The organism is Kordia aestuariivivens, from assembly GCF_014397005.1.
In the GTDB taxonomy this organism is placed as follows: Bacteria; Bacteroidota; Bacteroidia; order Flavobacteriales; family Flavobacteriaceae; genus Kordia; species Kordia aestuariivivens.
In genome coordinates this window covers 129067-145025 of record NZ_JACGWS010000001.1, presented here as the reverse complement: position 1 = coordinate 145025, position 15959 = coordinate 129067, and the positions used below count along the sequence as shown (strand labels likewise).

Sequence of the window (15959 nt, the reverse complement as noted above, 5' to 3'; positions counted from 1 at the left end):
ATCTATTTGGTATTACTCTGAAAATTTATCAGCTTCTTAACAGTGATTTTTTTAACATTTCACTTAATTAGAACCTGTAAAAACTGAATTTATGAAAGTCAAAAAAGTATTAAAAATAACGGGGATTACCTTATTAGTTTGTGTCGTTCTATTAGCTGCAGCTCCTTTTGTGTTTAAAGACAAAATCATTGCCATGGTGAAAGAAACCATCAATGAAAATGTAAACGCACGCGTAGATTTTGCAGATGCAGATGTAAGTTTCTTTCGAAATTTCCCAAAAGCTTCCATTATTTTGACAGAAGTTGAAGTCATTAATAACGCACCTTTTGAAAACGATACGCTTTTTTATGGAAAAGAAGTTGCCGTCACGACTGCAATTGGCGAACTTTTTAAAGGCTCAAATGAAGCCATTCAGGTGTATAGTTTTACGATTGATGATGCAAAATTGAATATTCAGGTTGATGCAAACGGAAATGCAAATTACGATATTGCAAAACCGAACGAAACTCCTAAAGATGCTTCAACGGTTGAAGAAACTTCCGATTTTAAATTCAAAATAGACAATTATCATATCCTCAACACGGACATTACGTATGATGATGCAAAAAGTAAAACACAGCTAGTCGTTGCAAATTTACAGCATGAAGGTTTTGGCGATTTTTCATTAGCGACATCCGAATTGGACACAAAAACAAACGCATTAGTTTCGTTTGCCATTGACGATATGAAATACATCAATCAGCAACAAATTGCTTTGGATGCATTAATTGGTATGGATTTGACAACGAATACCTATACATTTTTGGAAAACGAAGCATTGATCAATCAGTTGCCATTAACGTTTGATGGTTTTGTAAAAATAAATCCTGATTCTCAAGAAATTCAGTTGAAATTACAAACGCCTTCTTCCGATTTTAAAAACTTTTTAGCCGTGATTCCGGAAGCGTATGCAAAGAATATTTCTGGTGTAAAAACATCCGGAAACTTTGAAGTTTCTGGGGAAATCAAAGGAATTGCAAATGATAAAAGAATTCCGAATATAGACATCAAAATTGCATCAAACAATGCGTCTTTTAAATATCCTGATTTGCCAAAAAGTGTTGAAAACATCAATATTAATGCGCAATTAAAAAATACGACAGGAAAAACAGCAGATACTTACATTAGTATTAACAACATAGCTTTTAAGATTGATGAAGATTCATTTCGTGGAAACGGAACACTTTCACAGTTGACCACAAATCCGAAAGTAAATGCTACGGTGGTTGGAAAGTTGAATCTAGGCAACATTTCAAAAGCATATCCTATTGAATTAAATAAAGAATTGAGCGGAATTTTAGACGCAAATCTCACGACGAGCTTTGACATGAAGGCAATTCAAGATGAAAAATATGGACGTATTAAAAATAATGGAAATATAAAAGTATCGGACTTTTTGTTTTCTTCGAAAGATGTGGTAAATCCGTTGGAAATTTCGGAAGCAACAATTGATTTTGTCCCTGGACGAATTTCCTTAAAAAAGTTTGATGCAAAAAGTGGAAAGAGTGATTTTAACGCCACTGGAACTATTGAAAATTTATTGGGTTTTCTGTTTAATGAAGATAAACTAAAAGGAGATTTCAATGTAAATTCCAATGCGTTTTACGTAAGTGATTTTATGATTGCAAGCGCAGAAGGAAGCGAAAATAAAAATACCGAAGTTGAAAAAGGTGAAGCCTTAAAAATTCCTGCGTTTTTAGATTGTACAATCAATGTAAATTCTAAAAAGGTATATTACGATAATATTGAACTAGATAATGTAAAAGGAAGTCTATTTTTAGATGATGGCAAAGCAATTTTAAACAATGTAACTTCCGATCTTTTTGACGGAAAAATAAAGGTGAATGGATTGGTTTCTACCAAAAAAGAAACGCCAACATTTGCGATGGATTTAGATCTGAATTCGTTCGATTTGTCAAAATCATTTAACGGATTAGAGTTGCTTCAAACCATTGCGCCAATCGCGAAAGCGTTAGACGGAAAACTGAACACTATCATTTCACTGAAAGGCGATTTAAGCGAAAGCTATACACCAAATTTGAAAACTATTTCGGGAAATGCGTTTGCAGAATTACTCACCACAACCTTGAAGTCGAATAACGTAGCTTTCTTTAATACGATTAATGAAAAACTCAGTTTTATTGATCTGAATAAGATTGATATTGAAAATATTAAAGCAAAGTTATCTTTTGATGATGGAAAGGTAAGTGTAAAACCTTTTTCGTTTGATTATAAAGACATTCAAATTACCGTTGCGGGAAGTCATGGGTTTGATCAATCGTTAAATTATGATGCAACGTTTGAAATTCCTGCAAAATATTTAGGCTCGGAAGTAACGAAATTGCTATCTGAGATTAAATCTGAAGAAGCAAAAAACATCACTGTTCCTGTGTCTACGAAGATTACTGGAAACTTTACAAATCCAAATTTCACTACCGATTTAGCAAGCGCCACCACCGATTTAGTTACAAAATTAGCCAAAGTGAAAGCGCAAGAAGCTTTAGGAAATATTGATACAGGAAACGATGCGGTAAATGATATTTTGGGCGGTTTGATTAAAGGAAGTTCTACGCAAAAAGATTCTACGGTAACGACTCCAAATTCTACAGGCGACAAAGTAACGAGCGTGCTTGGCAATTTATTAGGCAATCGCAAGAAGAAAAAAGAACAAGAGAAAAAGAAAGATTCTGTGAATTGATTTTTGTTTTTTTGTCAATTCGTCATTTCGAGTGATTTTCGATAGAAAATTGTATCGAGAAGTGCTTTGATTTCAACTTTAATTTTAAAAAAATGTAATGTTACCGTAAAACTTCCTACCAACACCTCATGGAATTTTTAATATACTTCGCAGTTGGTGTTTTGGTAACGTTTGTAGGCGCTATTCCTTTGGGAACGGTTAATATTTCAGTAATTAATACCACATTACGTGTCGATGCGCGCAACGCAATGAAGATTGCGCTGACTGCTGGAATTGCAGAAATTATCATTTCGTTTTACGCACTACATTGCAGTATGGTGGTTGGTGAATTTATTGATATGAATCAATGGATTCAAGTCATGATTGCAATTTTACTATTTTTAATTGGTGCTTTTTTATTCTTCAAAAAAAAGAAAGAAGCGCAAGAGAAAAAGTTTAAAATGTCTAAATATATTACAGGTTTTTTTCTTGGGTTGTTGAATCCGACAGTATTGGTGTATTGGATCTTCATGATTACGTATTTGAATAAAAACGCCTTTCAACTAGATATGAATACTTCACTAAAAATACTGTTTGTGTTTTTTGCTGGTGTGTATTTAGGAAAACTTTTAACGCTTTACGCATATAGTAAGTTTAGTATTTTGATTAAAAATAAAGTCCAGAATATTGCTGCTATCATCAATAAAGTGATTGGTGTGCTGCTATTTGTGATTGGCTGTGTGCAGTTGGTGAAGTACATGCTTGGTTAAGCATAGATTTGAGTATTGAGTTAGATCCTGCCTTCATCTCGACTGCGCTCAATGTGACACGCAAGAATGAAAAATTTAGCTAATTCCCAAATTCACCACCGAGCCTTCATTTCCGCGAACGTTGAAAACAGTATTGTCTTCAAAAATTAAGTATTGTCCTTTGATTCCTTTTAAAACACCTTCAAAAGTTGCTGTTTTAGAAAGATTTAAGCTTTTTACTTTTTCTGGGTAAGAAAGTACCGGAAATTCAAGTTCTACCACTTCTCTATTGTTTAAATAGTATGATTTTGCTTCTTCTGGGATGAATTGTTGTAGTTCTTCTTTTTTCGCTAATAAATCTGCATCTGCATTTAAGTTTTGAAGCATTTTTCGCCAATTTGTTTTATCAGATACAAAGGACTTTAAGGCAACTTCCGTGATTCCAGCTAAATATCGGTTGGGAACTTCTACAATTTCTACGGCTTTTGTTGCACCTTGATCAATCCAACGTGTAGGCACTTGTCCTTTACGTGTAACTCCAACTTTTATTTCGCTTGACAACGCTAAATACACAATATGTGGTTGCAATTGTACTTTTTTCTCATATTCCAAATTACGGTCTTCTATATCTAAATGTGCCGTGCTCAATTCGGGATGCATAATCCAATCGCCAGCAGTTGGAATTTCGAAGAAACAGCTTTTACAGAATCCTTGTCGGTAAATTTCTTTGTTTAAATGACAATTTAGGCATTCAAATTTTTCAAAATTTAATGTCAGTGTTTTATTTAGTAATTGGTTCATATTCAGGAAATCATCTTCAAAATTTAGGTAATATTGAATAGGTTTTCCAAATTCAGTTTGCATTTTTGTTAAAACACCTTGATACATCATTAAAGTTTTTTGCTATTTTTATTCACTTAAAGTATGATTGCTTCCTAAGAAGATCGTTTACGAATGTAAAAAACTTTTTGCGAGTAGCCATATTTTATCAACTAAAATCACAACCGAATAACCTATACGCAATGCCGATACCATTAGTAAATTCTATCGCTTCCTGGTTCTTAAAAAAACGCATCCATCAGATTGAGTTTTTTTTAAGCAACCCAAATGAGGTGCAGTTAGAATTATTGATGTCTTTAATCACTAAAGCGAATAAAACAGAACTCGGAAAACAGTATGATTTTCCATCGATTACCAATTATAAAACATTTACAGAACGAATTCCGGTGACTTCTTACGAGGACATTCAACCTATGATTGAACGTTCCCGCAAAGGAGAATCGAATATTTTTTGGCCTACGCCCATTCGTTGGTTTGCAAAATCGAGCGGTACAACGAACGCAAAAAGTAAGTTTATTCCCGTTAGTCAAGAATCGTTAGAATTGTGTCATTATGCAGCTAGTAAAGATTTGCTATGTATGTATTTGAATAATAATGAAGGTTCACAATTGTTTAATGGAAAGAGTTTACGTTTAGGCGGAAGCAAAGAATTATACGAACAAAACGGAACGTATTTTGGTGATTTATCCGCTATTTTGATTGATAATTTACCGCTTTGGGCAGAATTTAGCAGTACACCGAGCAGCAAAGTGTCGTTAATGGGCGATTGGGAAGTGAAGATTGATGCTATTATTACAGAAACACTTCGCGAAAATGTAACGAGTTTGGCGGGTGTTCCATCGTGGATGCTTGTCTTATTGAATGAAGTGTTGAAACAAACTCAGAAAGCAAATTTATTTGAAGTTTGGGAAAATTTAGAAGTGTATTTTCACGGCGGTGTAAGTTTTGCGCCGTATGAAGAGCAGTATCGAAATTTATTGCCAAAACCAGAATTTAAGTATTACGAAATATACAATGCCTCGGAAGGTTTCTTTGCCATTCAAGATCGAAATGATTCTGATGAACTCTTGTTAATGCTCGATTATGGTATTTTTTATGAGTTTATTCCGATGGATACCTATCGTACATTAGATCAAAAAATAATTCCATTGTCAGACGTTGAAATTGGACAAAATTATGCCGTTATTATTACGACAAATGCAGGTTTATGGCGTTATAAAATTGGTGATACGATACGATTTACATCAACAAGTCCGCATCGCATTAAAGTTACGGGACGTACCAAACATCACATTAATGTTTTTGGTGAAGAATTAATTATTGAAAATGCTGAAGATGCATTGAAAAGAGTGTGTGTTGCTACTAAATCAGAAATTGTTGAGTATACTGCCGGACCTATTTTTATGCATGATGGCGAAAAAGGTGCGCACGAATGGATTGTTGAGTTTAAAAAAGCGCCCGAGAATATAGAGGAGTTTGCTTTTTTATTGGATGAAGCACTCCAAAATATAAATTCTGATTACGAAGCAAAACGCTTCAATAATTTAACCTTGAATAGTTTAAAACTACATGTGGCTCGCCGTGGATTATTTTACGATTGGCTAAAAAAGAAAGATAAACTTGGTGGTCAACATAAAATTCCTCGCTTGTCCAATCAACGAATTTACTTGGACGAATTACTCCAAATGAACCAAATTCACTAACCCTTTATAATTCAAGGGAATACCATATTTTACAGGGGAAAATACCTGTTTTCCACTTAACTTATCCCTCGGATTTTACTACTCATCGAATTTCCATGTCTTTTGACTAATAAAATACAGGTAACTGATTTGCTGCTTTATCTTTATGCTATCAGATTATTAACAATAGTACAATACCCAATTTTAAAATGAAAAAGTTCACACCTACGCTGCTGATTCTTTTAGCAGTTTTCACAGTGACTTTCGCAAATGCACAAGGGCCAGAGGCAGCGATTGAAACTAGTGATTATTTCGGAGACACTTCAACTAAAGAAGTTGAAAACAGAGCAATCAAAGCATTGGATCCAAACGGATTCATGTACGAATTCAAAAATCTTAATATTAATACTCCTTATTCTGAGCATGCAACTGCATTTTTCAGAGATAAAGTAATTGTTTCTTCTTCAAAAAGAATTGGAGCTTTAAGAAGCAAAAACGAAGGTTTCTACAATTTATACTGTGGAGATTTGAATCAAAAAGGAGATATTAAAAATTTAGTGAATTTCTCAAGAGCAATCAACACAAAAGAACATCATGAAGGTTCTGTTGCATTGTCAAATGCACAAGACGTTGTTTTCTTCACAAGAAGTGTAGAAGAGAACGGACAGCATAATCTTAAGATTTTCAAAGCTGAACTGATAAACTATCAATGGACAAACTTTGAAATGTTACCATTCAACGTAGAAGGATACGCAATTGAGAATCCAGTATTATCTTCAGATGATAAAACAATTTACTTTTCTGCGAACATTCCAGGATCAAAAGGTGGATACGATTTATTTTCTGTAACAGTTAATGAAAATGGAACATATACTGCTCCTAAAAACTTAGGAAGCGAAATCAATACACATAAAGACGAAAAATTCCCGTATGTAATGGGAGACAATAGCGCTTTGTATTTTTCTTCAAACGGACACTATAACTTAGGAGGTTTAGATATTTTTGAAAGTAAAATTATTAATGGAAAGTTAAACTACCCTGTAAACATGGGAAGTTCTTTAAACAGTCCTGAAGATGATTTCGGATTTTTAATGGATCAGTCAAATTCTGGTTTCTTCACTTCTAACAGAGATGGTGGAAAAGGTGGAAATGATATTTATTACTTCAAAAGAGAAAAGACAACACAATCATTACAAGGTACCGTTGTAGATCATAAAACAAATATGGTGTTGCCAAACGCTACAGTAACTATTGTTGACGCTTACGGCCGTGTGGTAGACAAAATTACTACGGATAACGAAGGTGTATTTACAACAACTGTAATACCTTATAATTCTTATACATTAAATGCCTCTAAAGATGGTTTCATAGAAACTGATGAAGAGTTTGAATCGTTTAGAGGAGATGATTTTAAGCATAAAATGACGATTAAGTTGCCACAAGCAAAAGCTGAAATCGTAGAAGAAAACGAAAAATTAATGATCAAAATAGAAGACATCTATTTTGATTTTAATAAATGGGTGATCAGAGATGAGTCCACATTATCTTTAAACAAGATTATTGACGTATTGAATGACAGTCCAGAAATGAAAATTGAGATCAACGCACACACTGACACAAGAGGTAAAGCTGCATACAACTACAAGTTGTCTAACAAAAGAGCTGCTGCTGCAAAAGCATATTTAATTGCTAACGGAGTGGATGCAAAGCGTTTGGTTTCCAAAGGATATGGAGAAACACAACCAAAAGAAGATTGTGGAACTACTTGTTCTGAAGCACAGCACAATACAAACCGTAGAATCGAGTTTGTTATTGTAAAGTAAGATTGTAATAAACTGATATTGCCCAACGAAAGAGCACTCAATTGAGTGCTCTTTTTTTGTTCTATGTTTTTATCTTTTTTTGGATACTATCTTATGAATGTAAATTAAAAAAGCCCTCGAAAAGACTTTACATATGGCAGATCTGCAATTTTTTATTGTTCGTCGTTATGATCTTCTTTTAGATATTTGATAATGAGTCCAAGTTGCCCCAAGTGATATAGATCGTGATGTAACATGCCGTTTATGACAAAGTGATATTCATAATATCCTTTGAAGTCTGTGTCATAATATTTTTCTGAAAGAAACTGATCATCTTTTTGTTTTAATACATCGATGAGTTGTGTAAGACTATTGTCATAATTGAATTTTAGTGTGTCCCAACCAATAGCTTTGAGTTCATCATTGTCCAACCAGTTTTCTTTACAATCATCAGTTTTACTTCCTTCTCCTGTTTTAATTTTTAAGATACATTCATTGCGCCATAAGGTGAGATGAGATATTATTTCCGCAACGCTGTGAAGATTTTTGAGAGGTCTTGTAAAAACAAGTGCTGCATCAATCTCATTCAATTTACGCGAGTACGTACTTCCAATCCATGGTTTTCCTGTTTGAACTTCTTGCAATTGACGGATTGTATGTTGAATTATGTGATTCATTTGGAAGAATTGTTAGTATATACCTTTTTTATTTCTTCTAAATATAACACAAACGTGATATGTATCCAATGAATTATTCCGCTAGTTTTCTAAAGACACTTTCGTGATTAAAACCTCTAACGGAAGTGTTTTTGCAACATGCACGAAACATTCTTCAGGCGCAGAACTATCTGCCATTGCTAATGCTTCGTTGCACTTTTTAGAGTCTTTGTAGCCTGTAATGGCATAGATAGACCAATGAATAGAAATACTTAATGTTCCATTTTCGGATGTGAATGTAACGCCTTTTCCACGCAAACTACTTGAAGGTGTTTGTGGATGCACATTCCAACCATTCGAAGGTATGTTGTTGTATATTTTACTGAATGATACATAGCTAAAGTATTTTTGCAGACTGTCGCTATGCGTTGAGGTTTCTTTTAAAGGTTTTGTGAATTTTAATTGAATTTTCATGCCTTTGTATGTCACTTCAATGAGATCATTTTTTTCTTCAGGGCGTTCTGGGTGATAGCGTGTAATTGCTGTAACTACTTCTGTTCCTTGAAGTTTTAGCACATATTTTTCAGCATTTTCTGTCTGCCAAGCATGTATATTCTTCGTGATCTTACTTTTAGACAATTGCGCATTTAATGTATGCAGCGAGAATAGCAATACTAAGGAAAGAAGCAGTTTCATGAAACGTGTTTTTACTTTATGAGCAATTAGTGTGCCCAAGATGTTTGTGAATTTCAAAAACTCTTATAACCATTTTTTCTTCCTAAAGAATAATAAGAGTATTATAAAAAGAGCAATCATGATGCCCCATAAGATGTAGTACGAATGTTTGTATTGAAGTTCAGGCATGTATTGAAAGTTCATTCCATAGACACCAACAATAAAGGTAAGCGGAATAAAGATTGTAGATATGATGGTCAGCACTTTCATAATGCTGTTCATTTTGTTACTCATCGTTGTCATGTGCATATCCATTAATCCCCAAACCATTTCTCTGTACAGGTCAATGTTATCGTTGATTTGCAACACATGATCTTGTAAATCTTTTATGTAATCGTGTGTTTTGATCGTGATGAGTGCTGACTCTGATTTTACAATGCGACTGACCACTTCACGTGATGGCAAAATGTTTCTACGCAAGCGTAATAATTCTTGTTTTAGGTATTGAATGTCTCTTGAGATTCCATCTCGCGAATTTTCTAAGAACAATTCCTCTTCTGTTTGTTCTACTTTAGATCCAAACATTTCAATAACAACTGCATAATTATCAACGATCGCATCCATGAGCAAGAAAGCTAAATAATCTGCTCCCGAATTCCGCAATCGACTTTTTTGATTTTTGAATCGTTCACGAATGGAGTTAAAGATGTCTTCTTCTGTTTCTTGAAATGTGACTACATAGTCTTGTCCAATGATGATAGAAATGTGTTCTGTGAGCAATTCATCGCTTTTTTCGCTATGGTACAGCATTTTTAGAACTATGAAGATATAGTCTTCATATTCATCAATTTTAGGACGTTGATTGGTATTTACAATGTCTTCTAAGATTAGCGGATGTAGTTTGAAATATTCTCCAATTTTTCTAATATCGTCGGGTTTGTTGAGTCCGTTTACATTGATCCACGTAACACGATTGTTCCCTTTAACATCAAATATTTTCGTGATTTGTTTTGTCTTGTGTGTACTGTATGCTTCTGTTGTATATTCATGAACTTCCAGCAGCGTTTCTAAGTTTTCCTTTTCACCTAGATATATTAATTCTCCAGGAGCTTTTCCTAAACTTTTAGAAGCTGTTGCTTTTTTGTGTTTTTTCGTCTTTTTATATGGTGCTCGCAAGTTGTATTGTTTTATTTTCAGAATGATTAAATATACGGAATGTATTATTCTTTGTATAATTCTTCTTGTTCTTTCTGAACAGACGCTTCTTTTGCTAGAATTTCGATTCCTTTCTGCATCACCAAAGAGTTTGGCAATGAGATATTTTCGCCAGCATCTGTTTCTATAAAGAAGTAAAACGCTGTAATGTTCTTAACTTCACCTACCCAATTGTAATCTTTGTCAATGATTTTGATTCGATGTCCAATTCGAATTGGATGATAAAAAAACAGAATAAAACTTGCCGTAAGGTTTGAAAGTATAGACCATTGCGCAAAGAATCCGACTCCTAAAACTGCTAATACTGAAGAGATGAAAATTGTAAATTCTTGAAATTTTACGCCCCAAATGATCGCCAAGATAAATCCTGAAAAAAGATAAATAATAAAATAGCAAATATTAAAAATCACCTTTCGTCTGTTAATTTCAATTGCTTGTACAAAACTAAATTTTCGAATTGCTTTTTTTATGATTAAACTTATAATTATCATAATCACAACCAGTAATAAGGTATATAATAGTTGTTCTTTAGGCAGAATCATAACAGTGTATTTTATGAGTTATTAATTAATTCAAATGTATATAAAAAAAGTGTAGCCAAAACATTTTTAGCTACACTTTCTTTAAGAGTTTTATAGTATAATTTATGTTTCTAAAGCTTCTTCTGCTTTGGAAACTTTTAGGGTTTGATCATTGAATTTCAAGGTTCTAATTGGGAAAGGAATGTTGATGTTTTCCTTTTCAAATGCTTGCTTTATTTTCATGATCGCTTTGCTTTTTGCTTTTAGTTGTTCTAGAGAGTTTTCGGCATCAATCCAAAATCTACATAAAAAATTAATAGAGCTTCCGCCAAATTCGGTATAGTAAAACTCTACATTTTCAGTACTTTCTATTTGTTCAAAAGAATTTGCAATGACATTTTTTGTGATTTTTTCCACAGCTTCCAAATCAGATTCGTATCCAACGCCACAATCAATCATAACACGCATTCGTGTCGTTAATGAATAGTTTTTTATTGGATTCTCTAAAATAGTTTTGTTCGGAATAACCACGATGTTATTATCAGCTTCTTTTAAGACTAAATAGTTTAACGCAATGTCAATAACTTCTCCTGCATATCCAGTGGTTTCAACCCAATTACCTATGCGAACATTTTTCCTAAAAGATAATACAATACCTGATATTGTATTTGAAAGTGTTCCTTGTAAGGCCAAACCAATTACAATACCTGAAATTCCGGCTCCAGTTAATAATCCTGAGATTGATTCACCTAAATTTAATACACTCAAGGCTAAAAACAAACCAGTTAGCACAACGAATACCGCGACAACTCTCGCTATTAGCTTTGCAACTGCTTTTTGTTTTACGCGTCCGTCAATTAGTTTCAAAGTGGTCTTAAATACTAATCTTGACAAAAAGTAGCTTAGTATTAAAACTATAATTGCTACTCCAATATTTGGTAAATTTTCCACCAATGAAACCCACCAACTTTCTAGTTTGTCGATAACGATCCCTGTGGTTGCTTGTACTCCTTGCTCCATGTTCTTTTCCTTTTAGTGTATTATGCTTTTTTTTATAGAATATATTTGTCTTTTGAATTGTGATTAGAAATTTAAATCTTCAAAGATCAACACTTTTGTATCATCCGTTTTGGGATCATAATATTCCATCACAAAGTCATTATCTTTTGTAAAATATCCAACACCATTCATTTCTTTAGATGAAATCACATAGTAATTGTTGTAATTTAATCGTACTGCTTTTCCAATTTGAACTTCAGTATCACCTTGAAAATAGCTAATGTTTAACGAGTTTCCTTCTGCTTTAAAAGCATATTTTTTATTGTCCATGTTGTAATATTTCACTTTTATTACTTTATCATAAAATGGATCTTTGTCATTATCAATCATAAATATTTTTGTAACAGCAATTGGTGCAGGCACTCTATCTTGATTTAATTGATTTAGATTCGCTTTCTACCTGTAATTAATGAGATTACAAAAAGCGCTAAAAATATAAAGAATAAAATTTTAGCAATTCCTGCAGATGCCCCTGCAATTCCAGTAAATCCTAATACTCCGGCGATTAATGCAATGATTATAAATGTGATTGTCCAACGTAACATATAGTATATATTTTAAAGGCTAATATTTATTTGATTTTGTTTGCTACAAATTTATGGCGAGATCGATGCGCGACTTTGCTGCATCAATTTTAATGTTAACTCATTTAATATCGTTGTTGGTGAAATCTGATAAAAAACGGTAGTAAATAGTCTATTTTTGAAGCTTTTCTGCGCAGTTTTAAACGAAATGAGTTAATACGAATGGTATTTGCGTCAAGAAAATCATAAGAATGGTGTTACTTTTGGATTGTAGAAAAAGAAATATAAACGAATAACATACCTATTAGCTCATAACCACACAGACCATGAATTATAAATTATCAAATACCGCGAGCAAAACTTCTCTTGAACTCACTTTTGGACTTTCATTGAAATACCCAAATATTTACAAACCACAACTGGTCATTGATGGACTGAAAGAACAATCGATTGCTATTATTACCATGGATGAACCCAATGCTATTACAGAAGGTATTTGGGGAATTCTTCCGCAAGATTTTCAAGGTGATTGGCGAAAGTTTCAAAAACTAAAAACCACTTTACATACGAATAAGGAAGAAATTTCCAGAAATGTATTATACAAAGAAGCACTTGAAAAACGCCGTTGTTTAATTTTAGCAACTGGTTTTTACATCCATCATATTGTAGATACAGAAATTGAAACATATCTTGTAGAAAAAGAAAATGCTGCACCTTTTGCACTTGCTGGAATTTATAATATTTTAGAAGATGGTTTTGTTACATGTTCCGTAATTAATACCGAAATGAATGATTTGTTGTCTTCTAAACAAAACTTATATAATTATATGCCACTAGAAATCCCGTTACTGTTCAAGAATATTTGGCTGAGCCCAAAAACGGCTTCTGAAGACATTCTACATATTATTTCAAAACCCTATTTGACGAAGTTCAAAATACAAAGAATTGCTTCGTAATGCTTATTAGTTTCTATTCCATATATATTATAAGCCTAGCTTGGGCGATCTTCAACATATTACTATATGGAAACCGACCTGCGCGTTCTATTGGTTGGTTATTAATTGTAATTATACTACCAATTGTTGGCATTGTATTGTATGTAATATTTGGCATCAACCGAAAAAAATTTAAATTTTTTAGTCTTAATTACAATGCAAAACGTCGTTTGTATGACTTTGAAAATATTACGGAAAATATTACGGAAGACGAACATCCGTTTGCAGATATCAAATATTCAAAAATCAATGATTTACTAAAAGCAAGTTCTGACTTTCCTGCGCTGGAAGGCAATGACGTTGTTTTACTTAAAAATGGTCAAGAAACTTTTGATACGATTTTTAAAGCGATGGAAAATGCCGAAAAATTCATCCATGCACAATATTACATTCTAGAAAAAGGAGAAATACTAAATAGAATTTTTGACATTTTTGAACGGAAAATTGCAGAAGGAGTAGAAATTCGTATGTTATATGATGCTTTTGGAAGTTCTGGTTTAAGTCAAAAACGAAGGAAGCAACTCAAAAAAATAGGTGTGGAAATTTTCCCCATTTTGCCTTTAAAATTTAATACCATTTTATCTACATTAAATTATCGGAATCATCGAAAAATTCTAATAATTGATGGAAAATTAGGGTTTACTGGTGGCGTAAACATCTCTGATAAATATATTTCTTCAAAAAATCCATTAGGAGTTTGGGGTGATATGCATGTGCAACTCAAAGGATATATTGTAGATCATTTGCATCGAATTTTTATTAAAGATTATTATCACGCAAGTAACGACATATTGCTGACTTCGGAAAACTATGTGCCAAAACAAGAAAAAGCGGGCGACAGTTTGGTTCAGATTGTTTCTGGCGGACCAGATCATTTAAACTTATCCATTTTACATCAATATTTAGCAATGATCAGCGCGGCAGATAAAAGCATTTATATTGAAAACCCTTATTTCATACCGAATAAATCATTACTAGAAGCTATAAAAATAGCTGCATTACAAGGTATTGATATTAGAATTATGGTTCCCGAAAATAGTGACTCACAATTAGCAAAGTATAGTATGTTTTCAAATTTTCAAGAATTGTTACGTACAGGAGTGAAAATTCACATCTTGAAAAAGTTTTCACATAGCAAGCTTATTATTATTGATAAAGAGATTGTTTCTATAGGTTCAGGAAATTTTGATTACCGAAGTTTTGAGCACAATTACGAAACAAACACATTGGTTTATGATGCCAAAATAGCAAAAGAAATAGCAACTGATTTTGAGTCAGAAATCGAAAACTGTAAACAGTTAGATTATCAAGATTTTAAAAAACGCCCATTAAAAGTAAAATTGCTAGAAGGTGCTGCTCGTATTTTTAGTCCGCTACTTTAAGCTATAATTTTTGCCTTTTGCTTATTCTTTAAAAATTGACTTGGACTGATGCCATATTTACGCTTGAATATTTTAGAAAAGTAACTTCGACTACTCAACCCAATAGTATACACAATTTGAGAAATATTAAGATTGTTCTCTTCGTCATTTATCAAATCTCTTGCTTTTTCCAAACGTACATGACGAATGTATTCTGTAACAGTTCGGGCATATAAATGCTTGAATCCTTCTTGAAGCTTGACTTGCGTTAATCCACTTTTTTCTGATAATTGCTCCAACGTATATTCTTTGGAAACTTCTTCTGAAATTTCTTCTGCAATTTCCTTCACAAGTTCTAACTCTTCAAACAAAATTGGCGTTGCATTTTGTTCCGTTTTTACATCTTTATCATGTTGAATCATGTGTAAAGACAGAATTTGATACACAATACCTTCAATCAACATTATGCGAATCATTCCTTTTTGTTCAATATGATTTAAAGAATCAATCAATTCTGCTAGTTTCAGATTGTAAGTTCCTAAGTAGACAAAACGATTTTCATGATACGAATCGTGGAATACTTTGTATAATTTCTGGTTTAAGATAGAAGCGTCATTGAGTCGTTTTCTGATAAATTTTACTCTACTTATTTGAACGACGTTGATATGCAGATATATATCTTTTGGAAAATATCCATGATTGTATCCACCACTTTTAGATGTAATGATTGATGGTTGCAACTCTTCCAAAGTTCTTTGTTCTGTTTCATCGTGAAAACGATGTTTACAAAATCCTTTTAGACAATATGTAAAATGAATTGGATTGTATTCGGAGGCATCCATAACCAATTCTATCTCTTCAAAAAAAGTGATATTATATTCGAGCAAACTTCCGCCCCATTCGAAGGTAATGAAGTGAATACTGCCTTTAGCAATATCATTATTGACTTCAAGAATATGTTCTCCCCATCTTTCAATAATTTTTCCGCCAATAGCTTCTTGAATTTGCGCCACAGTGCCTGCGGTATCTTCTGCTGTAATACGAATCGTTTTCATAGGCCATTTGTCGTTTTAATCGAAATAGAAATTTACATATTTATAAGCTTTCCAAAAGTAAAAAAAACGTAAATCAAAGTTAGTAAAAGTATAATGTCCTGAACAAATT

General features: G+C 33.0%; 15 protein-coding genes. 6 read left to right on the top strand and 9 right to left on the bottom strand.

The features are described from left to right. The first annotated feature begins 91 nt into the window (after nucleotides 1-91). Both H2O64_RS00590 and H2O64_RS00585 read left to right on the top strand, forming a co-directional pair. Nucleotides 92-2737, top strand: a complete 2646-nt coding sequence (locus tag H2O64_RS00590) for an AsmA family protein (RefSeq protein ID WP_187560193.1) — start codon at nucleotides 92-94, stop codon at nucleotides 2735-2737. 128 nt (nucleotides 2738-2865) lie between these two features. After that, on the top strand, nucleotides 2866-3486 hold the full coding sequence (locus H2O64_RS00585; protein WP_187560192.1) for a LysE family transporter: 621 nt from the start codon (nucleotides 2866-2868) through the stop codon (nucleotides 3484-3486). A gap of 75 nt (nucleotides 3487-3561) precedes the next feature. Here H2O64_RS00585 and H2O64_RS00580 read toward each other — a convergent pair whose 3' ends face one another. Next, on the bottom strand, nucleotides 3562-4356 hold the full coding sequence (locus H2O64_RS00580) for a DUF2797 domain-containing protein (RefSeq protein WP_187560191.1): 795 nt from the start codon (nucleotides 4354-4356) through the stop codon (nucleotides 3562-3564). Nucleotides 4357-4487: 131 nt separating this feature from the next. Between H2O64_RS00580 and H2O64_RS00575 the strand changes: the two genes are divergently transcribed. Next, complete coding sequence (locus H2O64_RS00575; protein ID WP_187560190.1) at nucleotides 4488-6008, top strand: GH3 auxin-responsive promoter family protein; 1521 nt, start codon at nucleotides 4488-4490, stop codon at nucleotides 6006-6008. A 188-nt stretch (nucleotides 6009-6196) separates the two neighbouring features. Next, entirely contained in the window at nucleotides 6197-7810 is a 1614-nt protein-coding gene (locus H2O64_RS00570) for an OmpA family protein (protein WP_187560189.1), read from the top strand. A 152-nt stretch (nucleotides 7811-7962) separates the two neighbouring features. Here the strand turns inward: H2O64_RS00570 and H2O64_RS00565 are convergent, their stop codons facing one another. The 7 genes from H2O64_RS00565 to H2O64_RS00535 all read right to left on the bottom strand — a co-directional run bounded on the left by H2O64_RS00565 (nucleotide 7963) and on the right by H2O64_RS00535 (nucleotide 12460). Continuing rightward, nucleotides 7963-8466 carry a DinB family protein gene (locus tag H2O64_RS00565; protein WP_187560188.1) on the bottom strand — a complete coding sequence of 168 codons (504 nt, stop codon included), beginning with the start codon at nucleotides 8464-8466 and terminating at the stop codon, nucleotides 7963-7965. An 81-nt stretch (nucleotides 8467-8547) separates the two neighbouring features. Continuing rightward, entirely contained in the window at nucleotides 8548-9141 is a 594-nt protein-coding gene (locus H2O64_RS00560; RefSeq protein ID WP_187560187.1) for a hypothetical protein, read from the bottom strand. A gap of 63 nt (nucleotides 9142-9204) precedes the next feature. Continuing rightward, on the bottom strand, nucleotides 9205-10296 hold the full coding sequence (corA, locus tag H2O64_RS00555) for a magnesium/cobalt transporter CorA (protein WP_187560186.1): 1092 nt from the start codon (nucleotides 10294-10296) through the stop codon (nucleotides 9205-9207). 44 nt (nucleotides 10297-10340) lie between these two features. Continuing rightward, the gene (locus H2O64_RS00550) at nucleotides 10341-10877 is read right to left on the bottom strand and encodes a mechanosensitive ion channel domain-containing protein (protein WP_187560185.1); all 537 of its coding nucleotides are present in this window, start codon (nucleotides 10875-10877) and stop codon (nucleotides 10341-10343) included. Nucleotides 10878-10979: 102 nt separating this feature from the next. Beyond that, nucleotides 10980-11876 (bottom strand): mechanosensitive ion channel family protein, encoded by an 897-nt coding sequence (locus H2O64_RS00545; protein ID WP_187560184.1) that lies wholly within the window; start codon nucleotides 11874-11876, stop codon nucleotides 10980-10982. A 63-nt stretch (nucleotides 11877-11939) separates the two neighbouring features. Next, on the bottom strand, nucleotides 11940-12278 hold the full coding sequence (locus tag H2O64_RS00540; RefSeq protein ID WP_187560183.1) for a hypothetical protein: 339 nt from the start codon (nucleotides 12276-12278) through the stop codon (nucleotides 11940-11942). A 20-nt stretch (nucleotides 12279-12298) separates the two neighbouring features. Beyond that, the gene (locus H2O64_RS00535; protein ID WP_187560182.1) at nucleotides 12299-12460 is read right to left on the bottom strand and encodes a DUF1328 domain-containing protein; all 162 of its coding nucleotides are present in this window, start codon (nucleotides 12458-12460) and stop codon (nucleotides 12299-12301) included. Nucleotides 12461-12765: 305 nt separating this feature from the next. Between H2O64_RS00535 and H2O64_RS00530 the strand changes: the two genes are divergently transcribed. Then, complete coding sequence (locus tag H2O64_RS00530; RefSeq protein ID WP_187560181.1) at nucleotides 12766-13395, top strand: SOS response-associated peptidase family protein; 630 nt, start codon at nucleotides 12766-12768, stop codon at nucleotides 13393-13395. Beyond that, complete coding sequence (gene cls, locus H2O64_RS00525; RefSeq protein WP_187560180.1) at nucleotides 13395-14816, top strand: cardiolipin synthase; 1422 nt, start codon at nucleotides 13395-13397, stop codon at nucleotides 14814-14816. Before H2O64_RS00530 ends, cls begins: the two co-directional genes overlap by 1 nt. Here cls and H2O64_RS00520 read toward each other — a convergent pair. Next, entirely contained in the window at nucleotides 14813-15850 is a 1038-nt protein-coding gene (locus H2O64_RS00520; protein ID WP_187560179.1) for a helix-turn-helix domain-containing protein, read from the bottom strand. The genes cls and H2O64_RS00520 overlap by 4 nt on opposite strands. Between the last annotated feature and the right edge of the window lie 109 nt (nucleotides 15851-15959).

Bases quoted from the DNA above. Each gene is read 5' to 3' on its own strand.
- H2O64_RS00590 (WP_187560193.1), top strand. From the start codon at position 92: ATGAAAGTCAAAAAAGTATTAAAAATAACGGGGATTACCTTATTAGTT.
- H2O64_RS00585 (WP_187560192.1), top strand. From the start codon at position 2,866: ATGGAATTTTTAATATACTTCGCAGTTGGTGTTTTGGTAACGTTTGTA.
- H2O64_RS00580 (WP_187560191.1), bottom strand. From the start codon at position 4,356: ATGATGTATCAAGGTGTTTTAACAAAAATGCAAACTGAATTTGGAAAA.
- H2O64_RS00575 (WP_187560190.1), top strand. From the start codon at position 4,488: ATGCCGATACCATTAGTAAATTCTATCGCTTCCTGGTTCTTAAAAAAA.
- H2O64_RS00570 (WP_187560189.1), top strand. From the start codon at position 6,197: ATGAAAAAGTTCACACCTACGCTGCTGATTCTTTTAGCAGTTTTCACA.
- H2O64_RS00565 (WP_187560188.1), bottom strand. From the start codon at position 8,466: ATGAATCACATAATTCAACATACAATCCGTCAATTGCAAGAAGTTCAA.
- H2O64_RS00560 (WP_187560187.1), bottom strand. From the start codon at position 9,141: ATGAAACTGCTTCTTTCCTTAGTATTGCTATTCTCGCTGCATACATTA.
- H2O64_RS00550 (WP_187560185.1), bottom strand. From the start codon at position 10,877: ATGATTCTGCCTAAAGAACAACTATTATATACCTTATTACTGGTTGTG.
- H2O64_RS00545 (WP_187560184.1), bottom strand. From the start codon at position 11,876: ATGGAGCAAGGAGTACAAGCAACCACAGGGATCGTTATCGACAAACTA.
- H2O64_RS00535 (WP_187560182.1), bottom strand. From the start codon at position 12,460: ATGTTACGTTGGACAATCACATTTATAATCATTGCATTAATCGCCGGA.
- H2O64_RS00530 (WP_187560181.1), top strand. From the start codon at position 12,766: ATGAATTATAAATTATCAAATACCGCGAGCAAAACTTCTCTTGAACTC.
- cls (WP_187560180.1), top strand. From the start codon at position 13,395: ATGCTTATTAGTTTCTATTCCATATATATTATAAGCCTAGCTTGGGCG.
- H2O64_RS00520 (WP_187560179.1), bottom strand. From the start codon at position 15,850: ATGAAAACGATTCGTATTACAGCAGAAGATACCGCAGGCACTGTGGCG.